Genomic DNA, 23,831 nt, shown 5'->3' with positions numbered 1-23,831 from the left:
CATAACGACGTACATATTTGTAATTGAACGAGGATAGAAGCATGGCTCCTGCGAACGCGGCCCGAAGCGAACGAATCAATCTGCGCCTGAGCGGAACGGCAAAGCTGCAGATCGAGCAGGCTGCGGCCGTCGAAGGCAAGACCGTCAGCGGCTTCATCGTCTCCAGCGCGCTGGAGAGTGCGGAGAAAGCCGTCCGCCGGCACGAGGCCATGACGCTCGGCCGCGAGGACGCGATGCGGTTCTTCGACGCCCTCGCCGACCCGCCGCCTCCGAACGACCGCCTACGCGCGGCCCTGGAGGAACACCGTCGTCGCGTCGACTCGCGTTGACCGATCCCGACACGCTGGTCATCCGGCCGCTCGACAGGCGGCATAACCGGACAGCCTTTTCCTGCGGTTTGCCGGAACTGGACCGTTACCTGTCGCGCCAGGCCGGCCAGGACGTACGGCGCCGGATCGCCCGCGTGTTCGTCTGCACCGACGGAGACACCGATGCCATCCTCGGCTTCTACACGCTGAGCGCACTGTCGATCGAGTTGACCTCGCTGCCAGAGACGCTTTCCCGGAAACTACCGCGCCATCCGGTGCCGTGCGCCCTTGTCGGCCGGCTGGCGGTCGATTCTTCGGTTCACGGGCAGGGTCTTGGTAGCATGCTCCTCGCCGACGCCATCAGGCGTGTCGTGGCAGCCAGCGAGACGGTGGCCATGCACGCCCTTGTCGTGGACGCCGCCAACGACAGCGCAAGACGCTTTTACGAAGGATTCGGCTTCGCGCCGCTGCGGAACCGCCCGATGCGGCTGTTCCTGCCACTTGGCCACCCCGGTCTGCGGGGGCCGGACGATCCGGCGCGGACCTGACCAGCCCGGACCTCGTCCGCCTCGCCGAAAGCTTCGGCGCCGGCGGCCTGCACGCGGAAACGCCGGAAGACCTCCGGCTCCGGCTGCGCGAAGCGTTCAAAGGTGGCGGCCCGACGGTGATCGAAGTCCCGGTCGGCGATTTCCCCTCGCCCTGGGAGTTCCTGATGCTGCCGAAGGTAAGGGGGGTGTGACGCCGTTCGTCGGATGCGCACGGCGGCGCCGTGTTCGCCGCGCTGTCGCACCTATTGAGCAGACGATCGATCGGGCACCGCCGAGTGAATCAGCCTGGCTGTCTCATCCGGCATTGTCAGCATCGCGTCGTGAAAGGTCGGCAGCCGGTGGACGGTCCAGTTCGGATCCGGTTCGTACTTTCGGGAAATATCGCGAAATCTGGTTTCCGAGTGCCGTTCAGCCTGGATATACATCTTTCTGACCACCCGCTCCCAGTCTGTCGCCAGTGTCAGCGCGTCTTCGAAGGTGCGCAGCGGATGATCGGTCGTCCGAGCATTGATCCAGTCCCTTAAGCCGGGATCATCCGTCCAAAGAGCTGCATCCGGTGGCGATACGCGCCATCCTCCACCCCGTTTTTGCGCTTCGGTCCGCGCAAGTTCGAGACGTTCCTGCGAAAGGTTGTCGGCAACGCATGTTCCGGGTTCCGGGACGAAGGCGTCGAGATACACCAGGGCGCCGATCCGGCTGGGAATCCGGTCCGCCACGCATGTGGTGACGAAGCCGCCATAGCTGTGGCCGACAAGCACGACATCGGTCAAATCTTCCCATTCGACCAAGTGCCGAATGTCGGCAATATGGGTCTCCAGGCCGACATCCGGGCCCAGCAGATGCGAACGGTCCGCGAGGCCCGTCAACGACGGCGCATATACGGTGTGGCCCTCCGTACGCAGACGGTCCGCCACAGGACGCCAGCACCAGCCGCCGTGCCAGCCACCGTGAACCAAAACGATTTCGGCCAACTCGGCCTCTCTTCATCGCTGCCGGAAATCGCCCGATAGCACAGATTAGTTGGCGGACCAACTAATCTGTGCTATCCTTTGGGCGTGGAGGATCAACCATGGCCGGTCGAAGCGCCGAAGTCCCGGAACGCGACCCGAACTACGAAGCGGAACTGGAAGCCTGGTTCAACTTCAAGATCAACGTCCTGTCGAACCGCATTTCGCGGGTCGTTGCCCGCAGCTACGCAGAAAGCTACGGCATCGGCGTGATCGACTGGCGCGCGCTTGTGGCGATCGAGCATTTCGGCCCGACCACGGCGAGCGCCATATCGGAGAGAACCCAACTCGACAAAGGATCGCTCAGCCGCGCCATCGACCGGCTGTCGAAGAAGGGCTGGATCGAGCGGTCCGCCGGACCGCGTGACCGGCGCCAGACCCTGCTCAGGATCACCGAGGCCGGCAAAACGGAATACCGCGCCATCGCCCCGCAGGCGCTGGACCGGCAGCGCGCGCTTCTGTCCGCCCTGTCGGAACAGGAACGCGACGTCCTTGTCGGTCTGGTCGATCGGCTCCTGCTCCGCGCGGACGCCATGCTCTCACGGTCTGCGGACTGACACGATGACGGGTTCCGGCGCGCCCGAAAGGCCCCTTGCCGGACACGGAAACGGCCGGCCGGCGGTAATCTTCCGTATCTTCGCGCCGGCGCCCGACGGGGCGGCGGACGATGCGGACGGCCATTCGGCAGCCGACGGAACGTTCGTTACGACGCGTCTCGTCATGCTGCTCGGCGGCGTCCTCGCCCTCGGTATGGCGCTCCAGACCATCTACACCGGCTATTTCGGCCCGTTCGAGCCGACGCTGCATCGCGGGCTGGCGCTGGGACTCTGCACTGTCGCGGCGGCGTTCGCCGCCCCCCTTTCGCTGCGCTACCGAGACGGGACCGGCCGGCGCCGCGCCGCCGCCTGGGCCTGGGACATCGTGCTAGTCGGAATCGTCGTCGCCGGCGTCGTCCGTCTGCTGGCCTTCTACGAGGATATCAACGAGAGCATTATCGACTACGCCCTCCACGACCAGATGATCGCCCTTCTGGCGATGATCGCATTGGTCATTCTGTCGAGCCGTTATTTCGGGCTGCCGCTGTCGATCTTCGCCGGCCTGTGCCTGGTTTACATTTTCTTCGGCCGGGACCTGCCGTGGATATTCCGGCATTCGGGCTTCGACCTGAGCCAGGTGGCCGAAACGATCTGGTTCTCGACCCAGGGCATTTTCGGCCTGCCGACCGGCATTGTGCTCGACGTCATCTTCATCTTCGTCGTGTTCGGGGCCGTGCTGCAATATACCGGCGCCGGCGATGCGCTGATCAAGATCGCCCTGCATCTTTCGCGGCGGTCGCGCGCCGGGCCGGCCCATTCGGCGATCATCGCCAGCGCTGCCTTCGGCACCATGTCCGGCAGCGTCACGGCAAACGTGGTCGGGACGGGCACCATCACCATCCCCATGGTGCGCGCCCGCGGTTTTTCCGGCCCGTTCGCCGGCGGCATCGAGGCGGCGGCCTCAACCGGCGGGCAGATCCTGCCGCCGGTCATGGGTGCGGCGGCCTTCCTGATGGCCGAACTGTCCGGGCATCCCTATGTGACCATCGCAATCGCCGCGCTGATCCCGGGTCTGTTCTTCTATCTCTCGTTGTTCGTGTTCGCGTCGCTGGAGGCGCGGCGCCTCGGAATCGCGGCGCGCACCGCCGAAACCGAGGCCGGACTGACCCGGCGGGACTGGCTGAATTCCCTGATGTTCGTGGGGCCGATCGCCGCCATCGTGTATGCCCTGGTGGACGGCTACACCCCGACCTTCGCGGGTTTCCTCGGAACCGTCTTCGCGATCGCGTTCAGCTTCCTCAACCCGGAGGTCCGGCGCGAGCCGGGCCGCATCGTTACCGCCCTCGTGAAAGGCGGCATCGCCGGATCGCAACTGATGGTCGGCGTCGCCGTGATCGGCATCGTGTTCGGCACGCTCAGCCTCTCCGGAGTCGGATTGCAGATCGCCATCCTGCTCTCGGGATTTGCGGGAGAGAGCCTGTTCCTCGCCCTCGCGCTCGCCGCCTTCGCCTGCCTCGTCCTCGGCATGGGCATGCCGACGCTGCCCGCCTACCTGATCATCGTCCTGATCATGGGCCCGGCGTTTGCCAAATTCGGCGTGCCCGGCCTGGCGATGCACTTCTTCGTCTTCTATTTCGGCGTCCTGTCCGCCATCACGCCGCCTGTCGCCCTCGCCGCCTTCGCGGCAGCGCCGATCGCCCGGGCCGGGCCGATTTCCACCGGGCTGACAGCGATGAAACTGTCTGTCGTCGGCTTCGTCGTGCCGTTCGTCATCGTTTACGAACCGTCGATTCTGCTGGTCGTCGATTTCGAAGCCGGCACTGCGCTCTATGCCTGCGCGCGGCTGGCCTTCGCCATCTGGCTGCTGACGACCGCCCTGACAGGCATGGAGATCGCGCGCCTGCCCGCATGGCAGCGGATTGCGAGGCTGGTTCTCGGGATCGCCATGCTCTCCACCGTCGCCGAAGTCCAGTTCGCCGCTCTCGCCGCGGCCGCCGTCCTGATCGCCGGGCCGGTGGCCCGGCACCTGCTTGGTCCATCCAGGCGCCAACCCGGCCGGCCGACAGCCGGCAACCACCAACCGGGAGGATTCTCATGATCGCAAACTTCAAACCGGCTCTTTCGAACCTGGTCCCGGCGGCCGCGGTCGCTGCGGGGATCGCGCTCTCCGTCGGCGCCGCACAGGCCCAGACCTTCCTCAAGATGTCGAGCCTGCAGGCCGGTTCGCCGGGCTACACGATCTCGACCGCGATCATCAACATCGTCCAGAAGAACACGGACCTCAAAATCCAGCTCTCCGCAGGCGAGACCCAGACCCGCGCGATGCTGCAGGGCGCGCGCGGCAAGCTCGACATCATGATGTCGACGCCGTTCGCCGTCTTCTGGATGAAGAAGAAGGTCGCCATGTACAAAAAGGTGAAGGACGCGCCGGAAATGGCGGCCCGCCTGCGCAACATCCTGTCGTTTCCGCTCGGCACGATCTATGTGGTCACCAAGGCGGACTCCGGCATCGAGACCTTCAAGGATCTGAAAGGCAAGCGGGTATTCATGGGCCCGCCCGGCGGCGGCGCCTACAATATCGCCAAGGCGATGATCGTGTCGTCCAGCGGACTGAAAGACGGCGAGGACTTCACGTCCGCGCGCCTCGACTGGCGGTCGGGCTCGCAGGCTTTCCAGGACGGTAACGTCGCCGCCTATCTCGGTGCCGGCACAGTACCGAATCCGCTGGTCGAACAGTTCGCGCTGGGCGGCAACCTGCGCTTCCTGTCGATGCCCGAATCGGCCTTTCAGCATCCGGCGGCCAAAGGGCTCATCAGCCTGCCCGGCTTCGTGCGCGCCTCGATCGACGCTGCCGGCTACAAGGGCAAAGTCGTGAACAAAGAGCCGGTGAGTTCGATCGCCATGTGGGCGGCGATCACCTCGCACACGGGCGTTGCGGCGGATCACATCTACAAGATTACCAAGGCCGTGCTGGACAACCTCAAGGACATGCACGCGACGGCGCCGTGGCTCAAATCCATCACCCGGGACACCGTGCTCGCGCAGATGAACCTGCCGCTGCACGCCGGCGCCTACCGCGCCTACAAGGAGGCCGGCCTGAAGATTCCGGCCGCCCTGGTGCCGGCCGAAGCAGCGAAATAGCCTGAACCCCCGATTGCCGGGGCGTGTCGCAACCGACCCCGCGGCACGCAGACCGGCGCGCGCATCTTGCGCAGCCCGGCCGGCCGGCGGCTTTGTTGGCCCGGCCGGGCCCATGCTGCCGAACTTCCGGGATCGAATACGGCAGAAGCATACCGGCAAGGCTCTGCAACGCCGTCCTCGACTTCTGCACGTTGAGCGCCCTGTCGAAGGCGCTCGGGCCGCAGCCCGTTCCCGCGCGTTATCGGGTTGATGGGCGCGCCGGTCGGATGTAGGGTCGGCGCCATGAGCGAACACAGGAAAACGCACACGCCGCCGCCCGACATACCGGGCCGCCCGAAAGACTGGCGCGAGCAGATCAAGGCGGACCTTGCAGCCCAGGTCGAGGCCGGCGGCACGCTCTACGGCGTCCGTTCGGACGGCGCCTATATCGCACGGACCAAGGACGGGGACCGGGTGATCGAGGCGCCCGAGAGACCCGAGAGAAAGTCCGCCTGACCCGGCCGGCGTCCGCGGCCGTGCCGAACCTTCTCGTCGTCTCCGGCCCGAACGGGTGCGGCAAGTCCACCCTGACACGCACGACTTGGTTCGGTGACGTTGACATCATCGACCCCGACGCCATTGCGCGCAGCATCGCGTCCGGCGACCCCCTGCAGGCAGGGCGCGAGGCGCTTCGCCGGCGGCGGGACGCGCTTGCCGCGGGCCGGTCGCATCTGGTGGAGACCACGCTTGCCGGTTCCGGCATTTTCCGCCACATGACGGCGGCGCGGCAGGAGGGCTACCGGATCGTCCTGCACTATGTGTCGGTCGCCTCGCCGGACCGGGCGCTCGACCGCATCCGCAACCGGGTGGCGCTCGGCGGCCACGATATTCCGGAAGCCGACGCAAGGCGGCGGTTCGCGCGCTCGCACGCCAATCTCCCGGCGGCGATCGCGCGCGCGGACGAGGTCCTGCTCTACGACAACACCGATCCCGACCGGCCGCACCGGGAGGTTGCGATCCTGAAGGACGGGGCCTGGTGGGTCGCCGAGGCCGTTCCCGGCTGGGCGGCAGAGGCTCTCGCCAGGATCGGGCCGCCGCATCGGCGACGATGATGGATATCGACTCGCGCAAACATCGGTTCTATTGCCACCGCGCGTACACTTCGGTTGGCGGAGACGGGATGGGCGGAGACTCGACGCGGGTGCAGCGGCGCCCGGCGGATCGCGGGACGGAAGCTGTACCGGAAGAAAAACCATGAATCTCGACAGCCTGCTACGGGTTCGCCTCGCCCATCTGCCGACGCCGCTGGAGCCGCTCGAACGGCTGAGTGCGGCGCTTGCCGGAGCGCTTGCCGGGCCGGGGGGCGGGCCGGAGATCTGGATCAAGCGTGACGACTGCACCGGGCTGGCGACCGGCGGCAACAAGGCGCGCAAGCTGGAATACCTGATGGGCGCGGCGCTGGAGCGCGGAGCGGAAGCCGTCGCCACCCAGGGCGCGGTCCAGTCGAACCACGCCCGGCAGACCGCCGCGGCCGCGGCGCGGCTCGGCCTGGAATGCCACGTCCTGCTGGAAAACCGGACGGGCTTCACCGACGGGGACTACAACGAAAACGGCAACGTGCTGCTCGACCGGCTGTGCGGCGCCACCGTTCATCGCTGTCCGCCGCGCGACGACATGGAGACCGCGCTCGCCGAACTGGTCGCAGGCCTGCCCGGTGGTGCGGACCGGGTTTATACCATTCCGGGCGGCGGCTCGAACGCCATCGGCGCGGCGGGCTACGCTAATGCGGCCGCCGAACTGGTCGAACAGGCCGAAGCGGGCGGGCTGGGCATCGACGCCATCGTACTCGCCAGCGGCAGCGCCGGTACCCACGCCGGGATGGTGACCGGCCTGCTCGGGGCCGGATCGAAAATCCCGGTCTACGGCGTCAGCGTGCGCGCCGAATCCGCCCCGCAGGAAGCGAAGGTGCTGGACCTGGCGCACGCGACGGCGGCCCATATCGGCCTGCCTGCCAGTGTCAGGGCCGCCGACATCCGGGTGGACGACCGCTTCGTCGGCCCCGGCTACGGCATCCCGGCGGACTCGACCCTGGAAGCGGTGCGCACGATGGCGGAACTGGAGGGCATCCTGCTCGATCCGGTCTATACCGGGAAAGCCTTCGCCGGCCTGCTCGGCCTGGTCCGCGAGGGCGCGTTCCGGGCCGGGCAGCGGGTGGTCTTCCTGCACACCGGCGGATCGTCCGCCCTGTTCGCCTATCCCGGCTGGTTCGGGGAGAAGCGGGCGATGGCGGCGTGAGACGGAGTCCACCCGTTATTTCGACCGGCCGAAGAGCCTGCGCTGAGCCTGCCGAAGGGGCGCAGAGAAATCTTTCCCGCAGGGAACAGCGATGACAGACGCCGCCGATCTCTACCCGTCACTCCGGGACCGCGTCGTTGTGGTCACCGGCGGCGGCCGGGGCCTCGGCCTCGAAATGGCGCTCGCCCTGGTCGAGGCCGGCGCGCGGGTGACGGTGACCAGCGCCCGCGAAGCCGGCGAACTGGCCGATACCGTCGCGCAGGCCGAAGCCATCGCGGGGCCGGACCGGCTCATCGCCGTGCAGGCCGACGTGCGCGACTATGGCGATTGCCTGCGCGTGCGCGAGCGGACCCTGGAGAGGTTCGGCGCCGTGCATTGCCTGGTCAACAATGCCGGCCGCGGCATGAAGCTGATCCATCCCGACTATGTCGAGGAACGGCCGAAATTCTGGGAGGCGCCGCTCGACGGCTGGCGCGAGATCGTCGACACCAACATCAACGGCGTCTTCAACATGGCGCGCGCCTTCACGCCCCATTTCATCGGGCAGGGATTCGGCAAGATCGTCAACGTCTCGACCAGCGACGTCACCATCGTTCGCGTCGGCTATTCGCCCTACGGCCCGAGCAAGGCGATGCTCGAGGCGATGAGCCGGGTCTGGGCGCAGGATCTGGAGGGCACCGGCGTGACCGTGAACGTCTTTCTGCCGGGCGGCGCGACGGACACCGCGATCCTGCCCGACATGCAGCAGAAACGCGGCGCCGACGGCGGGCTGCTGCGGCCCGAGATCATGCGCGCGCCGATCCTGTGGCTGTGTTCGGACCGCTCGAACGGCCATACCGCCGAGCGCTATATCGCGCGCCTGTGGGACGATGGCCTGCCGCCGGACGAGGCTGCCGCCGGAGCGCGCGACCGGCACCACGAGAAACCCGGCATTCTGTAACCGGGCCAGGGCGAAACGCCTGCGCCGGCCCAATGCGCCGGCCGCATCGTGCGCCACCGGGAGGTCTTCCGCCTCGATGCCGGGGCGTGAACGGGGAGCTTGCGTCACGACATGGCGGTTGCTAATGTTAGCTAACTCTTAGTTAAGGAGATCATTATGGCGACCGTTACGGTGCACGCCGCAAAAACCCATTTGTCGAAGTTGATCAAACGCGTCGAAGCGGGCGAGGAAATCGTCATCGCACGAGGCGACCGACCGGTTGTGCGTCTCGTGCCCTACGCGGCGAAGGTGGACAAATCGAAAGGCTTCGGTTCGATGAAGGGGCTTATCGACGTAGGTCCGGAATTTTTCGAACCCCTCCCGGACGAAGAACTTGAGGCCTGGTATCGCTGATTGCGATGCGCGTCCTCCTCGACACGCATGTCGCGCTTTGGTGGCTGAAAGGCGACAACCGGATTCCCCGACGCATTCGGGATATCGTGGCACATCCCGACACGGAAGCGTTCGTGAGCGCGGCGACGATCTGGGAAATCGCGATCAAGTCGAAACTCGGAAAGCTTCCGGCCGCCGCCGCCGCGGTCGAAACGATGCCGGCCTGTTTTACCGACATCGGCTTTTCGATGCTGGCCATTAACGCCGCCCATGCAAAGCGCGCCGGCAACCTGCCGCTGCACCACCGCGATCCCTTCGACCGGATGCTCGTTGCGCAAGCGGCGATAGAATCGCTCACACTGATTTCCGGCGATCCCGTCCTCTCGCTCTACGATGTCGACACTGGATGGGATACAATTCGGTAACCGGAAACCTCCGCGTATCGCGAGCCCCGGGCAGCCTCAATAATCCTGCATCAGGCTGCCCCAGCCGTAGACCCTGTCGTCGATGCCCTGCTGGCGCAGCGACCACCAGTAGGTCGCCGTGTTGATCGCGATCACCGGCTTGTCGAGCCAGAACTCCGCGATCGCCGCGACCCGCGCCATGGCGAGGTTGGTGCCGACCTGCACGATGGCCTCGACCCGGCTGTCGTTCACCTCGACGATCGCATCGCGCAGTTCCCGCTCCGAAACATGGGCGATCAGCTGCGGGCTGGCGCATTTCAGGCCCTTGAGGGCGACCACCTCGAAGCCGCAATCCTCGAAGAACTTGCGGACATTCCCGTCGCCCACCGGCATGTAGGGCGTGACCACGCCGATCCTTTTGATATCGCCGTATTTGCGCAGCGCCGCCTGGCAGGCGTCCGAACCCATCGAGACCGGCACGCCGGCCCGTTCCTCGCAGTTCTTGTGGAATATCCTGGAACCTTCGAGACCGTCCCAGAAGGTTTCCGCCGACATGCCCATGATCACGGCGCCCGGCGAGCAGGTGACCACCCGGTCGATCGCCACCATCAACTCGGCCCGGATGTCGACCATCAGCTGGTTGAAATCCTCGTCGCTGCCGATCGGATTGTCCGGGATGTGGATGCGCGCGAAATGGTTGGTCACGCCCCAGGGCCGGAAGGAATCGAATTCCGGCTGCACGGCCGTGTTGGTGGACGGCGCAATGACGCCGAATTTCATGCGGTGACCGATCGAATCGACCATGTTTCGCTCCTGTGGCTCGGCCGGATCGGCCCGGCAGGTCCGCTTGTGCGGGGTTCGCTTCTGTCCTTAGGGGATGGCCTCGGCTTCGCGCAACCCGGCGATCATCGAGCTGCGCAGCAGGAATTCGCGCGCCTTCGCCGGATCCCCGGCCGTGCGACGCATCTCGTCGTGCCGTTTCTCCCGCAGCACCGGATCGGTCTCCATCAGGGTCTCGCGGTTGCGGACGGTCGACTGCTGCACGAAATCCAGCGCCATCTTCCGGCGCTGCCGCTCGTAGCGGTCGAGCACCGTTTCTTCCGCTTCGCCGCGCCAGACGGAGACCAGCTTTTCGCACAGGCTGAAGGCGTCCTGGATGCCGCCGTTCATGCCCATGCCACCGAGCGGGTTGTTGATGTGCGCGGCGTCGCCGGCCAGCAGGATGCGGCCGATCCGGTAGGTGTCGGCGACCCGCTGATGGACCCGGTAATACGTCTTGTGCACGACATCGAACGGGCCGCAGCCCGGCGCAACACCGTCCAGCCGCTCCTGCACCCGTTCGTCGGTCAGCGCAACTTGCATGTCCTCGTCCGGGCCGGTCGGGAACAGCACCCGCCAGGCGTCGACGACCCGGAGCAGCACAAGCCATTCCTCGGGATCGGCGAAATAGTTGACCAGGGTGAGGTCCGGCATCGGCCCGCGGAATTCGAAGCCGGTCGAGAGCGTCAGGAACAACTCCGGAAAGGTCAGCCCGTCGTAGGCGACGCCCAGCGAGCGGCGCACCGCGCTGTTGGCGCCGTCGCAGCCGATCGCCCAGTGGCCTTCGAATTTCTCGATGCCGTCCGCGGTGTTCGCGGCAACCCAGGCGCGGTCGCCGTCCTGGCCGGCCCCGGTCACCTCATGGCCGAAGCGCAGATCGAAATGCGCCACGTCCGCCATGCGCCGGTGCAGCAGGCGGGTCAGCTTCCACTGCTCGGCCTGGATCCGGTAGGGGTGGCCGGTGTCGTCCCTGAGCAGGCCCAGGTCCCAAGTGACGACGGGGCCGGTCTCCCGGTCGCGATACTGCCAGGTCGGCGCGACAAGGCCCCAGCCGGCAAGCTCCGCGACGATGCCGTCGAAGAAATCCAGCAGGTCCAGGGTCGGCGGATGCCAGGTCGAGGCGCGCAGGTCGGTCGCAAGGTCGTCGCCCGCCTCCAGCACCAGCACCGGAATGTCGTGCAGCGCCAGGTAGGCGGCGGCGGTCATGCCGACCGGCCCCGCGCCCGCGACGATTACCCGGTCCGTTTCCGCCATGCGCCCCGCCCTTCCGGCTATTCCGCGGCAACGGCGCGGGGCGCCGCCGCTTCCTGCCGGGCACGCCGCTCGACGGTGCGCCGCGCCATCGTCGGCGCCCGGTCGAAGGCGGCATCGACGCGCGGGCTGTCGGGGAATCGCTCGTTGCCCCGCTGCACCGCCTCGATGACGGCCTTGTCCTCCAGAAACGCTTCACGGAACAGGTCCCTGACCCGCCGGTCCACGTCCGCATCCGTCAGCGCGAAGTTGCGCACATGGGTATAGAAATAGAAACAGCTCCGGTCGGTTTCCGGCGTGATCAGATTGAAGGACCGCAGTTCCACGCCCCGGCTGCGGTCGCCTTCCGGCGCGCCGGTTCCGGCCGCCGCACTGCCCATATCGACCACCACCATCGCCGGCGGTTCGAAGGTGATGATCTGCCAGCGGTCGACATTGCCCTCGAACCCGCCGAGCGCGGCGTAGATCGGCGCCGGCGGCCGGTCCAGGATCCAGCGGGTCATGCGCACACGGTCGCCGTCGCGTTCGGCGCGCACGGGAATGTCGGCGACATCGTCGGTGCCGAGCGTCGACTTGTGCACGAAGGAGACGTGCGAGCCGTCCATCAGATTGTCGACGACAAGCTGGCAATGCCCCTCGACATGCAGGGGATCGCCCTCCGTGACGGCCCAGTCCGGATGGTCGTTGAGGGCAACGTCCGGGATCAGGCTTTCGTCGGCCAGCGCCGGATCGCCCGGCCAGATCCAGATCCAGCGCCATTTCTCGACAACCGGATAGGCGCGCACCCGGGCGGCCTCGGGGATGCTGTCCTGGCCGGGTATGCGCACGCAGCGTCCGGCGGCGTTCAGGGTGAATCCGTGATAGCCGCATTGCAGGTTGTCGCCGACGACCGACCCCATGGAGAGCGGCATGCGCCGGTGCGGGCAGCGGTCTTCCAGGGCTGCCGGGGTTCCGTCGGCCTGACGGAACAGCACGACCGATTCGCCGAGCAGCGTGCGGGCGAGCGGCGCGCGGTCCACGCCGCCCGGAAGCTCGTGGTGCCACGCCGCGACATACCAGGCATTCCGGATATAACCGTCGCCCATCGCCCTTCCGGTCCAACTCTTCGGTTTTTGCCGATTCTCTGCGGCACTCCGGCAGATACGACTGCCGCCGGCCGCGTTGACATACTCCATCGGCTGCATGCACTTTACTGCGCAAAATGCAGCGGGCGCAGGCGCGCCGGGAGCATCCTGCGAAACCATGCATTACGACTATATCCCCCTGCCCGCGCGCAATCCGCTGAAATGGCCGAACGGCGCCCGTCTGGCGCTCATCCTGACAATCAATCTGGAATTCTGGGACCTGGTGAAGGATACGACCGCGCCCTATTACGCCGGCGGCCCGCCGGTGCTGCCCGATCCGCTGCCCGGCAACGTGCCCGACTATCACAACTTCACCTGGCGCGAGTACGGCCAGCGGGTCGGCGTCTGGCGCATGATCGACACCTTCGACAAGGCCGGCGTGCCCGCCGGCTGCACCATGAACGCCAAGATGGGGCTGGAACGGCGGCCGGTGATCGACGCCGTCAAGGAACGCGGCTGGGAACTGGTGGCGCATAACTACGAGCAGGGCGACCTGCTGACCAATTACCAGTTCGACCGGGCCGCCGAGGCCGACCTGATCGGGCGCACCCTCGACGTCTACGAACAGGTCGTCGGCAAGCCCGCCCGGGGCTGGCTGTCCTCCTCGCTGCGCGGCACCTCGCAGACCGCCGACATCCTAGCGGAAAACGGCCTGATCTTCCTGTGCGACTACATGAACGACGAGCAGCCCTACCTGATCCGCACGCCGTCGGGCCCGATCGTCTCCACGCCCTATTCGGTGGAGATCAACGATTTCACCTTCTTCCACCGGCGCGGCATGTCCACCGGGATGGCGCTGGAGCTGCTGAAGGAGCAGTTCGACCAGCTTTACCTCGAAGGCGCGGAAAGCGGCCGGCTGATGAATGTCGGCCTGCATCCGCATGTCGCCGGCCATCCCTACCGGATCCGGGCCCTGCGCGAGTTCCTGGACTATGCCCGGGGGTTCGAGGGCGTGTGGTGGGCGACCCGCGAAGCCATAGCGGCGTGGTACCTGGAAAACCACAGATCCCACATTCCGGCCTGACGGGCGGATCGCCGGCGCCTCTCCATGGACCTGTCCCAGCTTCCCCAGCAAATCGTCAACGGCCTGATGCTGGGCGGCGTCTACGTCATGGTGGCGGTCGCGTTCACCCTGATCATCGGCATGCTGAATTTCCTGAATTTCACCGTGCCGGCGCTGTTCATGCTCGCCTCCGTCCTGATGTGGGCAATTCTCGAAGGACATGGCATCGCCCTCGACCTGACCGCGATTGCGGTTCTGCTCGTGCTCGCCATGATGGCCGCCGACCGGCTGCAGCACGCCGAACTGCCGGCGCCGGTCAAATCCGGCGCTGCGCTGGGCCTGGCCGCCGGCGCCCTGCTGATCTTCTGGCAGATCGTTGCGTCGAAACCGGGCAATGAGGTCTTCGCCTGGCTGGACGCAGCGACCGGAAAGGGCGGCCGCTGGGTCGTTGGAATATTCGTCGCCCTGTTCACGGTCTCGGTGCTTTCGCTGCTGATCGAGCGCTTCACCTACCGCTACATGAAGGCGAAATACGGCGACGCCACGGAACACGCCCTGCCGCTGGTCAGCTCCCTCGGCTTCCTGATCGTCATCGAGCACACGGTCATCAGCACCTGGGGATCGGATGCGCTGACCACGTCCTCGCCCTTCGGCAACGCCAGTTTCGAGGTCGGGCCGGTGCTGTTCTCGGTGCCGCAGCTGCTCAGCCTGATCCTGTCGCTGGCCATCGTCTTCGGCCTGTCGATCATGCTGAAAACGACGAAGCTGGGCCGGGCGCTGCGCTCGATCGCGGAGCGGCCTGATACCGCGCCCCTGATGGGCGTCGAGGTCGGCCGGATCGTGCCGGTCGTTTACGTCATCACCGGCCTGCTGTGCGCCATCGCCGGCATCCTGTTCACGATCAACTACACGACCGTCGACGCCTATGTCGGCGATACGGTCGCCACCGTCGCCATCGCCGGGATGGTGCTTGGCGGCCTGGGCAATGTCTGGGGCGCGATCGTCGGCGCGCTGTTTATCGGCATGGTCGAGGTCATGTCGATCTACATGGTCGGCGCCACCTTCAAGAAAATCCCGATCTGGGGCCTGTTGCTGCTGATCCTGATCGTCCGCCCGACCGGCCTGTTCGGCCACACCGCCATCGGCAAGGGCAAGTTCTAGCGTGCGGCGATGAGCGGTTATCTCGAATCCCAGCTGATCATCCTGTGCCTGAACGTGATCTACGCCTACGGCATCTTCCTGCCGGCGGCTTCCGGGCAGCTCAATCTCGGCGCCGCCGGGTTCATCACCATCGGCGCCTATGCGAGCGCCTGGTTCAACGCTTCCGGCGTGCCGATGTATCTCGCGATCCCGGCCGCCATGGTGTTTGCCGCAACGATCGGCTTCGTCATCGCCTTCCCGATCCTGCGCACGCGCGGCGTCTACATGGTGCTCGCGACCTTCGCCTTCGCGGAAGTCGTCGCCGGCCTGATCATCAATCTGGAGTTCCTCGGCGCGGCCGCGGGCTATCCGGTGGACTCCCACGCCGATTACCTCGTCGTCGTGCCGGTCACGATCCTGGTCGTATTGCTGTGTTTTTTCCTGATGTCGACGCGGTTGGGCCTGGCGATGCGCTCGATCCACGACGACGAAGCCGTGGCGACCCTGTTCGGCGTCGATGTGCGCCTCGCCAAGGTCGCCGCGTTCACCCTCGGCGCAGCCCTGATGAGCCTGGGCGGCGCCCTCTATGCCCATCACTACAACTATGTCGAGACCCAGACCTTCAACGTTCTGGTGAGCATCTACATTCTGCTCTACGTCCTACTCGGCGGCACGCAGACGGCCTGGGGGCCGCTGATCGGCGCCGCCTTCTTCACCATCGTGCCCGAGGCGCTGCGCCAGATCGCGACGGCCAGCGACCAGGCCTGGATCGCGGAATCCCGGTTCATCTTCTTCGGCGCGATCATCGTCCTGATGATGGTGTTCCGGCCGGAAGGCCTGGTCACGCGGACGCTGATTGACCGTATCGCGATGCCGTTCGGCGGCCGGTCCGGCCCGGCGCCGGCCGCCGGGGCCGCATAGGCGGGGCGGCGATGGCGGACGACGTCCTCAGCATCGAAGGCCTGCACAAGAGCTTCGGCGGCCTGAAGGTCATCGACGATGTCGGCTTCGCCGTGAAGCGGGGCAGCCGCACCGCGCTGATCGGGCCGAACGGCGCCGGCAAGACGACCGTGTTCAACCTGCTGACCGGCGTCTACCCGGTCGACGGAGGGACGATGGTGCTCGACGGCCGGGACATCACCCATGTGCCGGCCAAGGACCGGGTGATCTTCGGCATGTCCCGGTCGTTCCAGAACATCCGGCTGATGCCGCACCTCTCGACGGTCGAGAATGTCATGCTCGGCCAGCATGCCCGCGCCCGGCGGCTCGGCGACCTGCTGTATCCGCTCGGCTTCAGGCCGCGCAACCGCTGGGCCACGGCGGCGAAGGAGGCGCTGGAAGAAGCCGGGCTCGAGACCTATCCCGGCCAGGTGGTCGCCAACCTGCCCTATGGCGTGCAGAAGCGGATCGAAGTCGTCCGCGCCATGGTCTCACAGCCCAGGCTGCTGTTGCTTGACGAGCCGGCGGCCGGCCTCAACCAGGTCGAGGCCCAGCAATTGCTCGCGCTGCTCGAAAAGGTTTCCGAAAGCGGCGTCACGCTGCTGGTCGTCGAGCACGACATGCATTTCGTGCACAATCTCTGCGACCATGTGGCGGTGCTGAATTTCGGCAAGAAGATCTTCGAAGGCACGCCGGCCGAGGTCAACGACGATCCGCAGGTCCGCGAGGCCTATCTCGGCAGCGACACCAGCATGGCCGGGCGCGGGGCGGCGGAAGGGGCGGCCGATGCTTCTTGAGGTCGAGGAACTCGATGTCCGCTACGGCCGCAACCACGCGATCAAGGCGCTGGATCTCGAGCTGGCCGAAGGCGAGATCGTCACCGTCCTGGGCGCAAACGGCGCCGGCAAGAGTTCGCTGCTCAAGGCGGTGCAGGGCACCGTCAAGCCGGCCGGCGGCTCGGTCCGGCTGAACGGCGAGACGGTGACCGGCTGGAGCAGCCCGAAGCGGGTGCGCGCCGGCCTGACCCTGGTCCCCGAAGGCCGGCAGATTTTCGTCAGCCTGACGGTGCACGAGAATCTGCAGATGGGCGCCTACTCCCGCAGCGACCATTTCGACCGGGAAATCGACGAGGTCTACGACCGGTTTCCCAACCTCGCGGCGCGCCGGGACATGATGGCTTCGGTGCTTTCGGGCGGCGAGCAGCAGATGCTGGCAATCTCGCGCGCGCTGCTGGCGAAACCCAGGATCATGATGCTGGACGAACCGTCCCTCGGCCTGTCGCCGATCCTGGTCCAGAGCCTGTTCGACCTTATCGCGGACCTGAACCGGGACGGCCTGACGATCCTGCTGGTCGAGCAGAACACCCACATGGCATTGCAGACCGCGCACCGCGGCTATGTTCTCGAACTCGGAGCGACCGTCCTGTCCGGGACGGCCGAGGAGCTTCTCGCCGACGATCGCCTGGAAGAGGCGTATCTCGGCGGGAACTGAGCGCCGCCGGCCCCGGCCCCAAGGCTGGAACGGGGGCGCCGGCAATGAGGGAGCGCGGGCGGAGGCCCGCAAGAAAGAGGATTGAAATGAGCATGAGGAAAACCCTTCTGGCCGCCGGCCTGGTGGCGGCGGGTGCTGCGGCGGGTACGCCGGCGGCAGCGCAGAATGACATCGTGATCGGCGCAAGCCTGGGCCTGACCGGCATCTATTCGACGATCGCGAAGACCACGGAAGTGGCGATCGACATTGCGGTGGCCGAGATCAACGCGGCCGGCGGCATCAACGGAAAGAAAGTCCGGGTCGCCAAGTTCGACACCGCGGGCGATCCGAAGCAGGCCGTGGTGGCGGTGCGGAAATTCGCCCGCGACGACGGCGCGCTGGCCGTGGTCGGCCCCTTCTCGTCCTCGGAGGCGCGGGTCGCCTTCGCCGCCGGCGAGCGCGCCAGGATCGTCCAGATTCCGAACGCCTCCTCGGCGCCCAAGCTGGCGGACAAATTCTCCTACGCCTTCCGCATGACGGAGAATGAGGGCCTTCAGTTCCAGCGGGTGATTTCGACGCTCAAGAAGCGCGGCATGTCGATCAAGTCCGCAGCGATCATGCACGGTACCGACGATGTCGTTTCCAAGGCCGTCGGCCTGTTCATCATGAAGCCGATTTTCGCGAAGAACGGCGTCAAGCTCGCCAAGGCGCCGATCGGCTTCGAGACCAAGGCGGTCGACGTTTCCGCCCAGGTCACGCAACTCAAGGGACAGAAGATCGATTATGTCGGCCTTGCCGGCATCACCCCGGTCGCCGTCCGCGTGCTCAAGGAAATGCGCCGCCAGGGCGTCATGACGCCGATCATCGGCGCCCAGATCTGGGCCGATCCGGAAATCACCCGGCAGATGGGCAAAGATGGCGAAGGCGCGGTCTTCTCGGCCTGGTTCTGGTACAAGAAGGACGAGCGCAGCCGCGAATTCACCCGCAAGTTCGTCGCCGAGAACAAGAAGCGCGGCGTCGACAAGCCGTTCCCTCACCATGTCGACGCGTCGGCCTACGACGCCGTCTATCTGCTCAAGCAGGTCATGGAAGAGCAGAAAGTCACCGGCGATCCGGCAAAGCTGGCCGAAGAGCGCACGAAGATTCGCGACGGCCTGCACACCGTCGTCTACAACGGCGTAATCGGCCAGATCTGCTTCGAAAAGACCGGCGACGCGCAATTGCCGGGCTATGTCATGACCATGAAAAACAGCGAGTGGGTCCTGCTCGGCGAGCACAAGTCGCTGCCCTGCAAGAACTAGTACGGCAGACCCGCAGGATCGTTTCCGGTCCTGCGCCCGACGCCGCAGGGGAGGCCCGAAACCCTCTCCTGCGGCGTCGGCCGGTTTCAGATGCCGACGATGGCGTTGCCGCCGTTCGGGCTGATCGTCTGGCCCGTCATCAGGGCGGCTTGATCGGAAGCCAGGAAGGCGACCGCATAGGCAAGGTCGCGGGGTTCGGCGAGCCGCCGCATCGGCACCGTCGCGGCCCGGCGCTCGAATTCCGCATCGTCGTTCAGGCTCATCTGCGTCATTTCGGTCTTCACCAGGCCCGGCGCCAGGGCATTGACGGTGATGTTCCACGGGCCGAGCTCGCGCGCCAGCGCCTTGGTCAGCCCCAGCAGCGCGCCCTTGGCGACCGTATAATGCGGCGCGTTCGGGCTGCCGATCATGGCGAACATCGAGGACACGTTGATGATCCGGCCCCAGCGCCGGGCCTTCATGCCGGGGACGACCGCCTGGCTGAGAAAGAAGGCCGATTTGACATGGATGGCCAGCATCGCGTCGTAACCGGCCTCGTCGATCTGCTCGAACGGAAGCTGACGGCCGGAGATGCCGGCATTGTTGACCAGGATATCGACCGCGCCGCGTGCCCCGGCGATCCCCTCGACCGCCGCCTGCATGGCGCGGATATCCGCAGCGTCGCCAGGCAGCGGCTCGGCCGAACCGCCGGCGGTGCGGATCGCCCCGGCAACCGCTTCCGTCCGTTCGGGCACGATATCCTGCACGATGACGTGAGCGCCGCGCCCGGCCAGAAGTTCGGCGTGGGCCTGCCCCATGCCCGAGCCCGCTCCGGTGACCAGCGCGGTGCGGTTTTGCAGGGAAACGTCCGCCATCGGAGTATCCTTCCATATTGTCTTCGCATGTTCGTCAATCATCCGAACTCGACCCGAACCGGTGAAGTATTCGCTGGATAATATTTTGAACCGGCAAAATTCCGGACCGGGCCAATGTCGTCTTCTCGACGGAATACTTTAGTGCCGGGGCCGCCTCGTGCCGCGCATCCGGCGGACCGGTTCCGGCCCGGCCTCCCCGACACCTACACCCGCCGGTCGACGAAGCGGGGCGCCTTCATGAATTTCTCGAAATCCTTGCCCAGTTCGCCGTTGGGCAGCACCTCGGTCGCGACCGCCAGCTCGAAGGTCTGGCGGATTCTGAAGCGCAGCGTATCCACGGCTTCCGTCGTATCGGCGCCGCGCTTCAACTCCAGGCGCAGCAGGACGTCCTCCAGGCCGGACTCCCCTGTGTTCAGCACCACCTGAAAATCGTTCACCTTCGGGTCGGCGAAGATGAAATCCTCGAAGTCCGTGTGATTGACGTTAATCCCGCGCACCTTGAAGAAGCCGGCGGTGCGGTGGGCGTGGCGGATCATGGGGAACAGCTCGGCATAGCGGTGGCCGGTCGCGCCGCCGTCGTGCAGCGAGACGATATCGCCTGAATTCCAGCGCAGGAAGGGCGTGGCGTGGCCGGTCACCAGCGGCGTGACCAGCAACATGCCCGGCCGCTCGTCGTTGAGCGGCTCCAGGGTCTGCTCGTCCACCGTCTCGATGAAATAGAGGTCGGTCCAGATGTGGATGCCGTCATGGGCCTTGCCCTCGCCGCCCATCAGCCCGGCCTCGGACATGCCGAACACGTCGAACACCTCGGCGCCCCAGTCGCGGCTGAGCTTTTCGCGCTTGGCGTCCGACAGCGTCTCGGCGGCGGTGATGATCCGCGCGATGCTGCTCTCGCGCAGGTCGATGCCTTCGGCGTCCGCGATGTTCGCCATGTGCAAGGCGAAGCTCGGCATGCCGACGAGCACGGTCGGCCGGATATTGGCGATCAGCTCCAGTTGCGCCCGGGTCGGCATCGCATTGCCGGCGCCGGCCCACAACACGCCGACGCCCGCGCCGTGGGCGCCGCGCGCCCAGACCTGGCCGGCCGGATGGACGCCGATGGGAAAGCAGATATGCGCCAGTTCGCCCGGCGGCGTTTCGGTCACGCCCCAGGCCCGGCGCCACGACAGCATGCCGTAGTCGACGTCGGCGAAGGTGCGCGGATAGAAGACCGGCTTGCCGGTCGAGCCGCCCGAACGCCAGTACTCGGCGATGTCCGTGTTGTCGACGATGCAGAGCCGGTCCATGAACTCCCGGTGCGACCACTGGCGCAGGATGTCCTTGTCCAGGACCGGGATCTTCGCCCACTCCTCCGGCTCGTCCAGGCGGTCGGGATCGATGCCGTCCAGCCTGGCGGCATACCATTTCGCCCGCTTTGCGCGCTCGAAGGCGGCGCGCTTGCGCCGGCTCTGGATCGCCCGGATATCGTCTCGCGACGCCGGCAACTGAAACGGATCGGACATTCCTGCGCCATCCCCCGCCGACGGGTCGGGTCGCGGCTCCCTCAGCCGCCGTCCCGGTCGCTCCCGTTCGCCGACAGTCTGGCGCAACCGGCGCGGCAGGTCTATCGGCCTTTGCCCGTCCGGGCCCGGCTCCGCCCGATCCCGGCCCAACCCCGGCCCAATCCCTGCTGGGCCGCTGACCGTGTTGACCGGAACCGGCAATTCTCTAACGTGTAGGGGATCCGCGAAACGGCGACGGCGCAGCCCGTGAAAACTCATGTCCACCAGTAGCGCAACCCGTTCTGAGGAGCGCGAGACCGCGCCGCGGCTGCCGGAACGGACCCGGCGGACCGCCGATATCAAGGCGCTCGCGCTCAAGGCCGGCGGCGACGTGGTCGGGATCGCGCCGGTCGAGCGCTGGGAAGAGTATGTCCCCGAAGGGTATCGCCCCTACGATATCCTGCCGGGCGCGAAATCGGTCATCGTCGTCGGCGTGCGCGGGCCGAACGCCGGCGCCTGGCAGTCGCCCGACCACCGGATCATGGAGGTCAACGGCTACGATTTCGCCAACGACCGGGCAATCCACGTCGTCGCCGACCATATCGAGCGGAAGCTCGGCTACTACGCCATGCAGGGCCCGGCCCTGCCGACCGCCGGCTACCAGCCGCGCATGTCGATGATGCTGGCCGCCGTGCTCGCCGGCTGCGGCACCCGCTCCTTCGCCGCCAACATCATCCTCAATCCGCAATACGGGCTGCTCTATTACTCGGCCTGCCTGACGACGCTGGAACTCGACTACGACGACATGCTCGAACAGGGGGTGTGCCCGGCGCCCATGTGCGTGCAGACCTACCGCCATATCGGCAAGACGCCCTGCATGGCCGCCTGCCCGGCGGACGACGGCGGCTGCCTCGACGGCTCGATCGACGAAGACGGCAACATGGAGCATGTCTATTACGACCGGGAACGCTGCGTCTCGCGCTCGATGAACTTCGGCATTTCGAGCTTCCAGAAGGCGCTCGAACAGATCGCCGAGGAGGAGGACCGGGACAAGCGGAGGATGATGATCAACTCGGATTTCTTCGCCCGGTCGTGCAGTTCGGTCAGCTTCTACAAGGAAAGCGTGGCCCAGTGCTTCGAATGCATGCGCGTGTGCCCGATCGGGCGCAAGGAACGCAAGCTGAAGTAAGACCATGGCAGACGCGCCGACCGCCGCCGGAACCGACAGCAACATCAAGGAAGACCTGCGCGCCTTCGCCCTGAAGAGCGGCGCCCTGGTCATGGGCGTCGCCGATGCCAGGGCCTTCACCGCCGCGCCCGAGGGCAAGCGGCCGGCGGATTACCTGCCCGGTGCGAAATCCGTCGTGGTCATGGGCGGCGCGCAGCCGCGGGCGGCCGACTGGCAGAGCCCGAAATACGAGCATATGGAGGTCAGTTCGACGACCGACCGTATCTCTGCCCTCGGCAACCGGGTCGCGACCCATATCGAGCGCACCTACGGCTATTACGCGCTCAACGTTCCGCAGGCGCTGGACAAGGGGCGGCAGCCCTTCCTCAGCATGTCGCTGGCGGCGGAGCTGGCGGGCTGCGGTTCGGCCAGCCTCGCGGGCCCGGTGCTCCATCCGGACTACGGCTTCATGTATTATTCCGCCGTCATCACCACCCTGCCGCTGGCGCCCGATCCGCAGCCGGAAACCCCCGCCTGCCCGGCTCCGGAATGCGTGGAGATGTACGAGGATATCGGCAAGACGCCGTGCATGGCGGTTTGCCCGATCGAGGAGGACGGCTGCATCGGCGGCACGCTCGAGGACGGCCGCATCGCGAGCCGGCGGTTCGACGCCGCGCGCTGCACCACCCGGGTGCAGACCTACTGGGTGCCCGGCTTCCAGAAGGCGATGGAAAAGCTGTTCGAGGAGGACGACCGGGACCGCCGGCGGATGATCCTGAACTCGAACCTGATGACCCGCACGCTGTGGTCCATGACCTACGCCAACATCAGCCAGGGCCAGTGTTTCGAATGTATGCGCGTGTGCCCCGTGGGCGCCGAGAAGCGCCAGCTGCGATAGGAGCCGGCCATGCCCTTCTTTTTCGTCGATCCCGAGGTCTACCGGACATACCGCGACCGGGTCGTGGCGATGTCCCAGTCGATCCAGGTCAACTACCCGGAGCATATGCCGGCCGAACAGCGGCAGCCCGGCCTTTCCGACGAGGAGATCGCGGAAAAGCTCGGCCTCGATGCGCGCACGGTCTCGGAAATCCGCTGCGTCGCCGAACGCGAATTCTACGACGTGGACGAGTGGGAAAAGGCGGTCGAATTCAAGGACCGCCAGTGCCGAGGCTATGCCGAGCGGGGCCTGAGCTTCACGACAAAGAAATATTTCGACGCGAAGAAAGCGGAGAAGGGTTAAGGCGGCGGGCTGCGGCGACCGGAATGGCACCGATGGTTCCGGCGGATTTTGCCCGACCGGCCTACCCGGCCAGCTTCTCGCCTACCGAATCCAGCCCGGTCTGGTACAGCTCTTCGATCGAGGCGACGACCTCGCCCTCATCCGCGCCGGAAACGCCGAAGCTGCCGGACCATTTCATGGTCGCGGTGCCGTCCATGTTCGCGCGCACCGCGATCGTCGAGACGTAATCGACCAGCGGCATCGGGCCGGCGTCGGCCATCGAGTAGGTGAGCGTCCGCGCTGCGTCGTCAAGGGCTTCGAGCCGTTCCACGACCACCGCGCCGTCGCCGAGCGTGAGCGTCCGCAGCGCCCCGATCCCGTCGCGGTCGGTTCGGCAGACGACGACCGGCGGCAGCCAATCGTCGAGCCGGCCGAATTCGCGCACGATCGCCCAGACATCGTCCGCCGCGGCAGCAAATACCGCCTCTTTCGTCACCGTCGGCATGGTTTGCTCCTTTTCCCCAGGTCTTCC

At 66.5% G+C, this 23,831-nt stretch carries 27 protein-coding genes; 20 read left to right on the top strand and 7 right to left on the bottom strand.

What is annotated here, in order from left to right; genetic code table 11:
• Nucleotides 1-41: 41 nt before the first annotated feature.
• Together OXM58_19025 and OXM58_19020 are read left to right on the top strand one after the other, a co-directional pair.
• A complete protein-coding gene (locus OXM58_19025; protein MDE0150457.1) occupies nt 42-329 on the top strand; it encodes a DUF1778 domain-containing protein in 288 nt (95 codons plus the stop codon).
• Entirely contained in the window at nt 326-856 is a 531-nt protein-coding gene (locus OXM58_19020; protein ID MDE0150456.1) for a GNAT family N-acetyltransferase, read from the top strand. The genes OXM58_19025 and OXM58_19020 overlap by 4 nt, the downstream gene beginning before the upstream one ends.
• A 242-nt stretch (nt 857-1,098) precedes the next feature.
• On the opposite strand, the gene OXM58_19015 is transcribed toward OXM58_19020, so the two are convergent.
• Nucleotides 1,099-1,827: an alpha/beta hydrolase gene (locus tag OXM58_19015; protein MDE0150455.1), complete on the bottom strand. Its 729-nt coding sequence runs from the start codon at nt 1,825-1,827 to the stop codon at nt 1,099-1,101.
• Nucleotides 1,828-1,925: 98 nt separating this feature from the next.
• On the opposite strand from OXM58_19015, the gene OXM58_19010 reads away from it, so the two are divergent.
• The 9 genes from OXM58_19010 to OXM58_18970 all read left to right on the top strand — a co-directional run bounded on the left by OXM58_19010 (nt 1,926) and on the right by OXM58_18970 (nt 9,551).
• Nucleotides 1,926-2,420, top strand: a complete 495-nt coding sequence (locus tag OXM58_19010; GenBank protein MDE0150454.1) for a MarR family winged helix-turn-helix transcriptional regulator — start codon at nt 1,926-1,928, stop codon at nt 2,418-2,420.
• A 4-nt stretch (nt 2,421-2,424) separates the two neighbouring features.
• Entirely contained in the window at nt 2,425-4,497 is a 2,073-nt protein-coding gene (locus OXM58_19005; GenBank protein MDE0150453.1) for a TRAP transporter fused permease subunit, read from the top strand.
• Nucleotides 4,494-5,540, top strand: a complete 1,047-nt coding sequence (locus OXM58_19000; GenBank protein MDE0150452.1) for a TAXI family TRAP transporter solute-binding subunit — start codon at nt 4,494-4,496, stop codon at nt 5,538-5,540. Before OXM58_19005 ends, OXM58_19000 begins: the two co-directional genes overlap by 4 nt.
• Nucleotides 5,541-5,822: 282 nt before the next feature.
• Nucleotides 5,823-6,035 (top strand): hypothetical protein, encoded by a 213-nt coding sequence (locus tag OXM58_18995; protein ID MDE0150451.1) that lies wholly within the window; start codon nt 5,823-5,825, stop codon nt 6,033-6,035.
• A gap of 20 nt (nt 6,036-6,055) precedes the next feature.
• On the top strand, nt 6,056-6,631 hold the full coding sequence (locus tag OXM58_18990) for a hypothetical protein (GenBank protein ID MDE0150450.1): 576 nt from the start codon (nt 6,056-6,058) through the stop codon (nt 6,629-6,631).
• A gap of 142 nt (nt 6,632-6,773) precedes the next feature.
• Entirely contained in the window at nt 6,774-7,814 is a 1,041-nt protein-coding gene (locus tag OXM58_18985) for a D-cysteine desulfhydrase (protein ID MDE0150449.1), read from the top strand.
• A 91-nt stretch (nt 7,815-7,905) separates the two neighbouring features.
• Nucleotides 7,906-8,754 carry an SDR family NAD(P)-dependent oxidoreductase gene (locus OXM58_18980; protein ID MDE0150448.1) on the top strand — a complete coding sequence of 283 codons (849 nt, stop codon included), beginning with the start codon at nt 7,906-7,908 and terminating at the stop codon, nt 8,752-8,754.
• 156 nt (nt 8,755-8,910) lie between these two features.
• A complete protein-coding gene (locus OXM58_18975) occupies nt 8,911-9,147 on the top strand; it encodes a type II toxin-antitoxin system Phd/YefM family antitoxin (protein ID MDE0150447.1) in 237 nt (78 codons plus the stop codon).
• Between the two features lie 5 nt (nt 9,148-9,152).
• Nucleotides 9,153-9,551, top strand: coding sequence for a type II toxin-antitoxin system VapC family toxin (locus OXM58_18970; GenBank protein MDE0150446.1), 399 nt, complete (start codon nt 9,153-9,155; stop codon nt 9,549-9,551).
• Between the two features lie 36 nt (nt 9,552-9,587).
• Here the strand turns inward: OXM58_18970 and OXM58_18965 are convergent, their stop codons facing one another.
• The 3 genes from OXM58_18965 to OXM58_18955 form a co-directional block, all read right to left on the bottom strand.
• Nucleotides 9,588-10,334 carry an arylmalonate decarboxylase gene (locus OXM58_18965; GenBank protein MDE0150445.1) on the bottom strand — a complete coding sequence of 249 codons (747 nt, stop codon included), beginning with the start codon at nt 10,332-10,334 and terminating at the stop codon, nt 9,588-9,590.
• A gap of 66 nt (nt 10,335-10,400) precedes the next feature.
• A complete protein-coding gene (locus OXM58_18960; protein MDE0150444.1) occupies nt 10,401-11,603 on the bottom strand; it encodes an NAD(P)/FAD-dependent oxidoreductase in 1,203 nt (400 codons plus the stop codon).
• A gap of 17 nt (nt 11,604-11,620) precedes the next feature.
• Nucleotides 11,621-12,685 carry an aromatic ring-hydroxylating dioxygenase subunit alpha gene (locus tag OXM58_18955; GenBank protein ID MDE0150443.1) on the bottom strand — a complete coding sequence of 355 codons (1,065 nt, stop codon included), beginning with the start codon at nt 12,683-12,685 and terminating at the stop codon, nt 11,621-11,623.
• 157 nt (nt 12,686-12,842) lie between these two features.
• On the opposite strand from OXM58_18955, the gene OXM58_18950 reads away from it, so the two are divergent.
• The 6 genes from OXM58_18950 (at nt 12,843) to OXM58_18925 (ending at nt 18,577) form a co-directional block, all read left to right on the top strand.
• Nucleotides 12,843-13,748, top strand: coding sequence for a hypothetical protein (locus OXM58_18950; protein MDE0150442.1), 906 nt, complete (start codon nt 12,843-12,845; stop codon nt 13,746-13,748).
• Between the two features lie 24 nt (nt 13,749-13,772).
• Nucleotides 13,773-14,888: a branched-chain amino acid ABC transporter permease gene (locus tag OXM58_18945; protein MDE0150441.1), complete on the top strand. Its 1,116-nt coding sequence runs from the start codon at nt 13,773-13,775 to the stop codon at nt 14,886-14,888.
• Nucleotides 14,889-14,897: 9 nt separating this feature from the next.
• Entirely contained in the window at nt 14,898-15,788 is an 891-nt protein-coding gene (locus tag OXM58_18940) for a branched-chain amino acid ABC transporter permease (protein ID MDE0150440.1), read from the top strand.
• A gap of 11 nt (nt 15,789-15,799) precedes the next feature.
• Nucleotides 15,800-16,603 carry an ABC transporter ATP-binding protein gene (locus OXM58_18935; protein MDE0150439.1) on the top strand — a complete coding sequence of 268 codons (804 nt, stop codon included), beginning with the start codon at nt 15,800-15,802 and terminating at the stop codon, nt 16,601-16,603.
• Nucleotides 16,593-17,297 carry an ABC transporter ATP-binding protein gene (locus OXM58_18930; GenBank protein MDE0150438.1) on the top strand — a complete coding sequence of 235 codons (705 nt, stop codon included), beginning with the start codon at nt 16,593-16,595 and terminating at the stop codon, nt 17,295-17,297. Before OXM58_18935 ends, OXM58_18930 begins: the two co-directional genes overlap by 11 nt.
• 86 nt (nt 17,298-17,383) lie before the next feature.
• Nucleotides 17,384-18,577: an ABC transporter substrate-binding protein gene (locus OXM58_18925; protein MDE0150437.1), complete on the top strand. Its 1,194-nt coding sequence runs from the start codon at nt 17,384-17,386 to the stop codon at nt 18,575-18,577.
• Nucleotides 18,578-18,663: 86 nt separating this feature from the next.
• Here OXM58_18925 and OXM58_18920 read toward each other — a convergent pair whose 3' ends face one another.
• Nucleotides 18,664-19,431: an SDR family NAD(P)-dependent oxidoreductase gene (locus OXM58_18920; protein ID MDE0150436.1), complete on the bottom strand. Its 768-nt coding sequence runs from the start codon at nt 19,429-19,431 to the stop codon at nt 18,664-18,666.
• A gap of 203 nt (nt 19,432-19,634) precedes the next feature.
• Nucleotides 19,635-20,933, bottom strand: a complete 1,299-nt coding sequence (locus OXM58_18915) for an AMP-binding protein (GenBank protein ID MDE0150435.1) — start codon at nt 20,931-20,933, stop codon at nt 19,635-19,637.
• 256 nt (nt 20,934-21,189) lie between these two features.
• Between OXM58_18915 and OXM58_18910 the strand changes: the two genes are divergently transcribed.
• From OXM58_18910 to OXM58_18900, 3 genes are read left to right on the top strand one after another with little or no spacing between them, the layout of a single operon-like run.
• A complete protein-coding gene (locus tag OXM58_18910; GenBank protein MDE0150434.1) occupies nt 21,190-22,101 on the top strand; it encodes a hypothetical protein in 912 nt (303 codons plus the stop codon).
• Between the two features lie 4 nt (nt 22,102-22,105).
• Nucleotides 22,106-22,978, top strand: a complete 873-nt coding sequence (locus tag OXM58_18905; protein MDE0150433.1) for a hypothetical protein — start codon at nt 22,106-22,108, stop codon at nt 22,976-22,978.
• A 9-nt stretch (nt 22,979-22,987) separates the two neighbouring features.
• Nucleotides 22,988-23,320 (top strand): hypothetical protein, encoded by a 333-nt coding sequence (locus OXM58_18900; protein ID MDE0150432.1) that lies wholly within the window; start codon nt 22,988-22,990, stop codon nt 23,318-23,320.
• Between the two features lie 61 nt (nt 23,321-23,381).
• On the opposite strand, the gene OXM58_18895 is transcribed toward OXM58_18900, so the two are convergent.
• A complete protein-coding gene (locus OXM58_18895; protein ID MDE0150431.1) occupies nt 23,382-23,804 on the bottom strand; it encodes an SRPBCC family protein in 423 nt (140 codons plus the stop codon).
• Nucleotides 23,805-23,831 lie beyond the last annotated feature (27 nt).

This window comes from Rhodospirillaceae bacterium, assembly GCA_028819475.1.
Lineage (GTDB): Bacteria > Pseudomonadota > Alphaproteobacteria > Bin65 > Bin65 > Bin65.
Note: the sequence above shows the minus strand (reverse complement) of the source record. Positions and strands in the feature narration are given on the sequence as shown.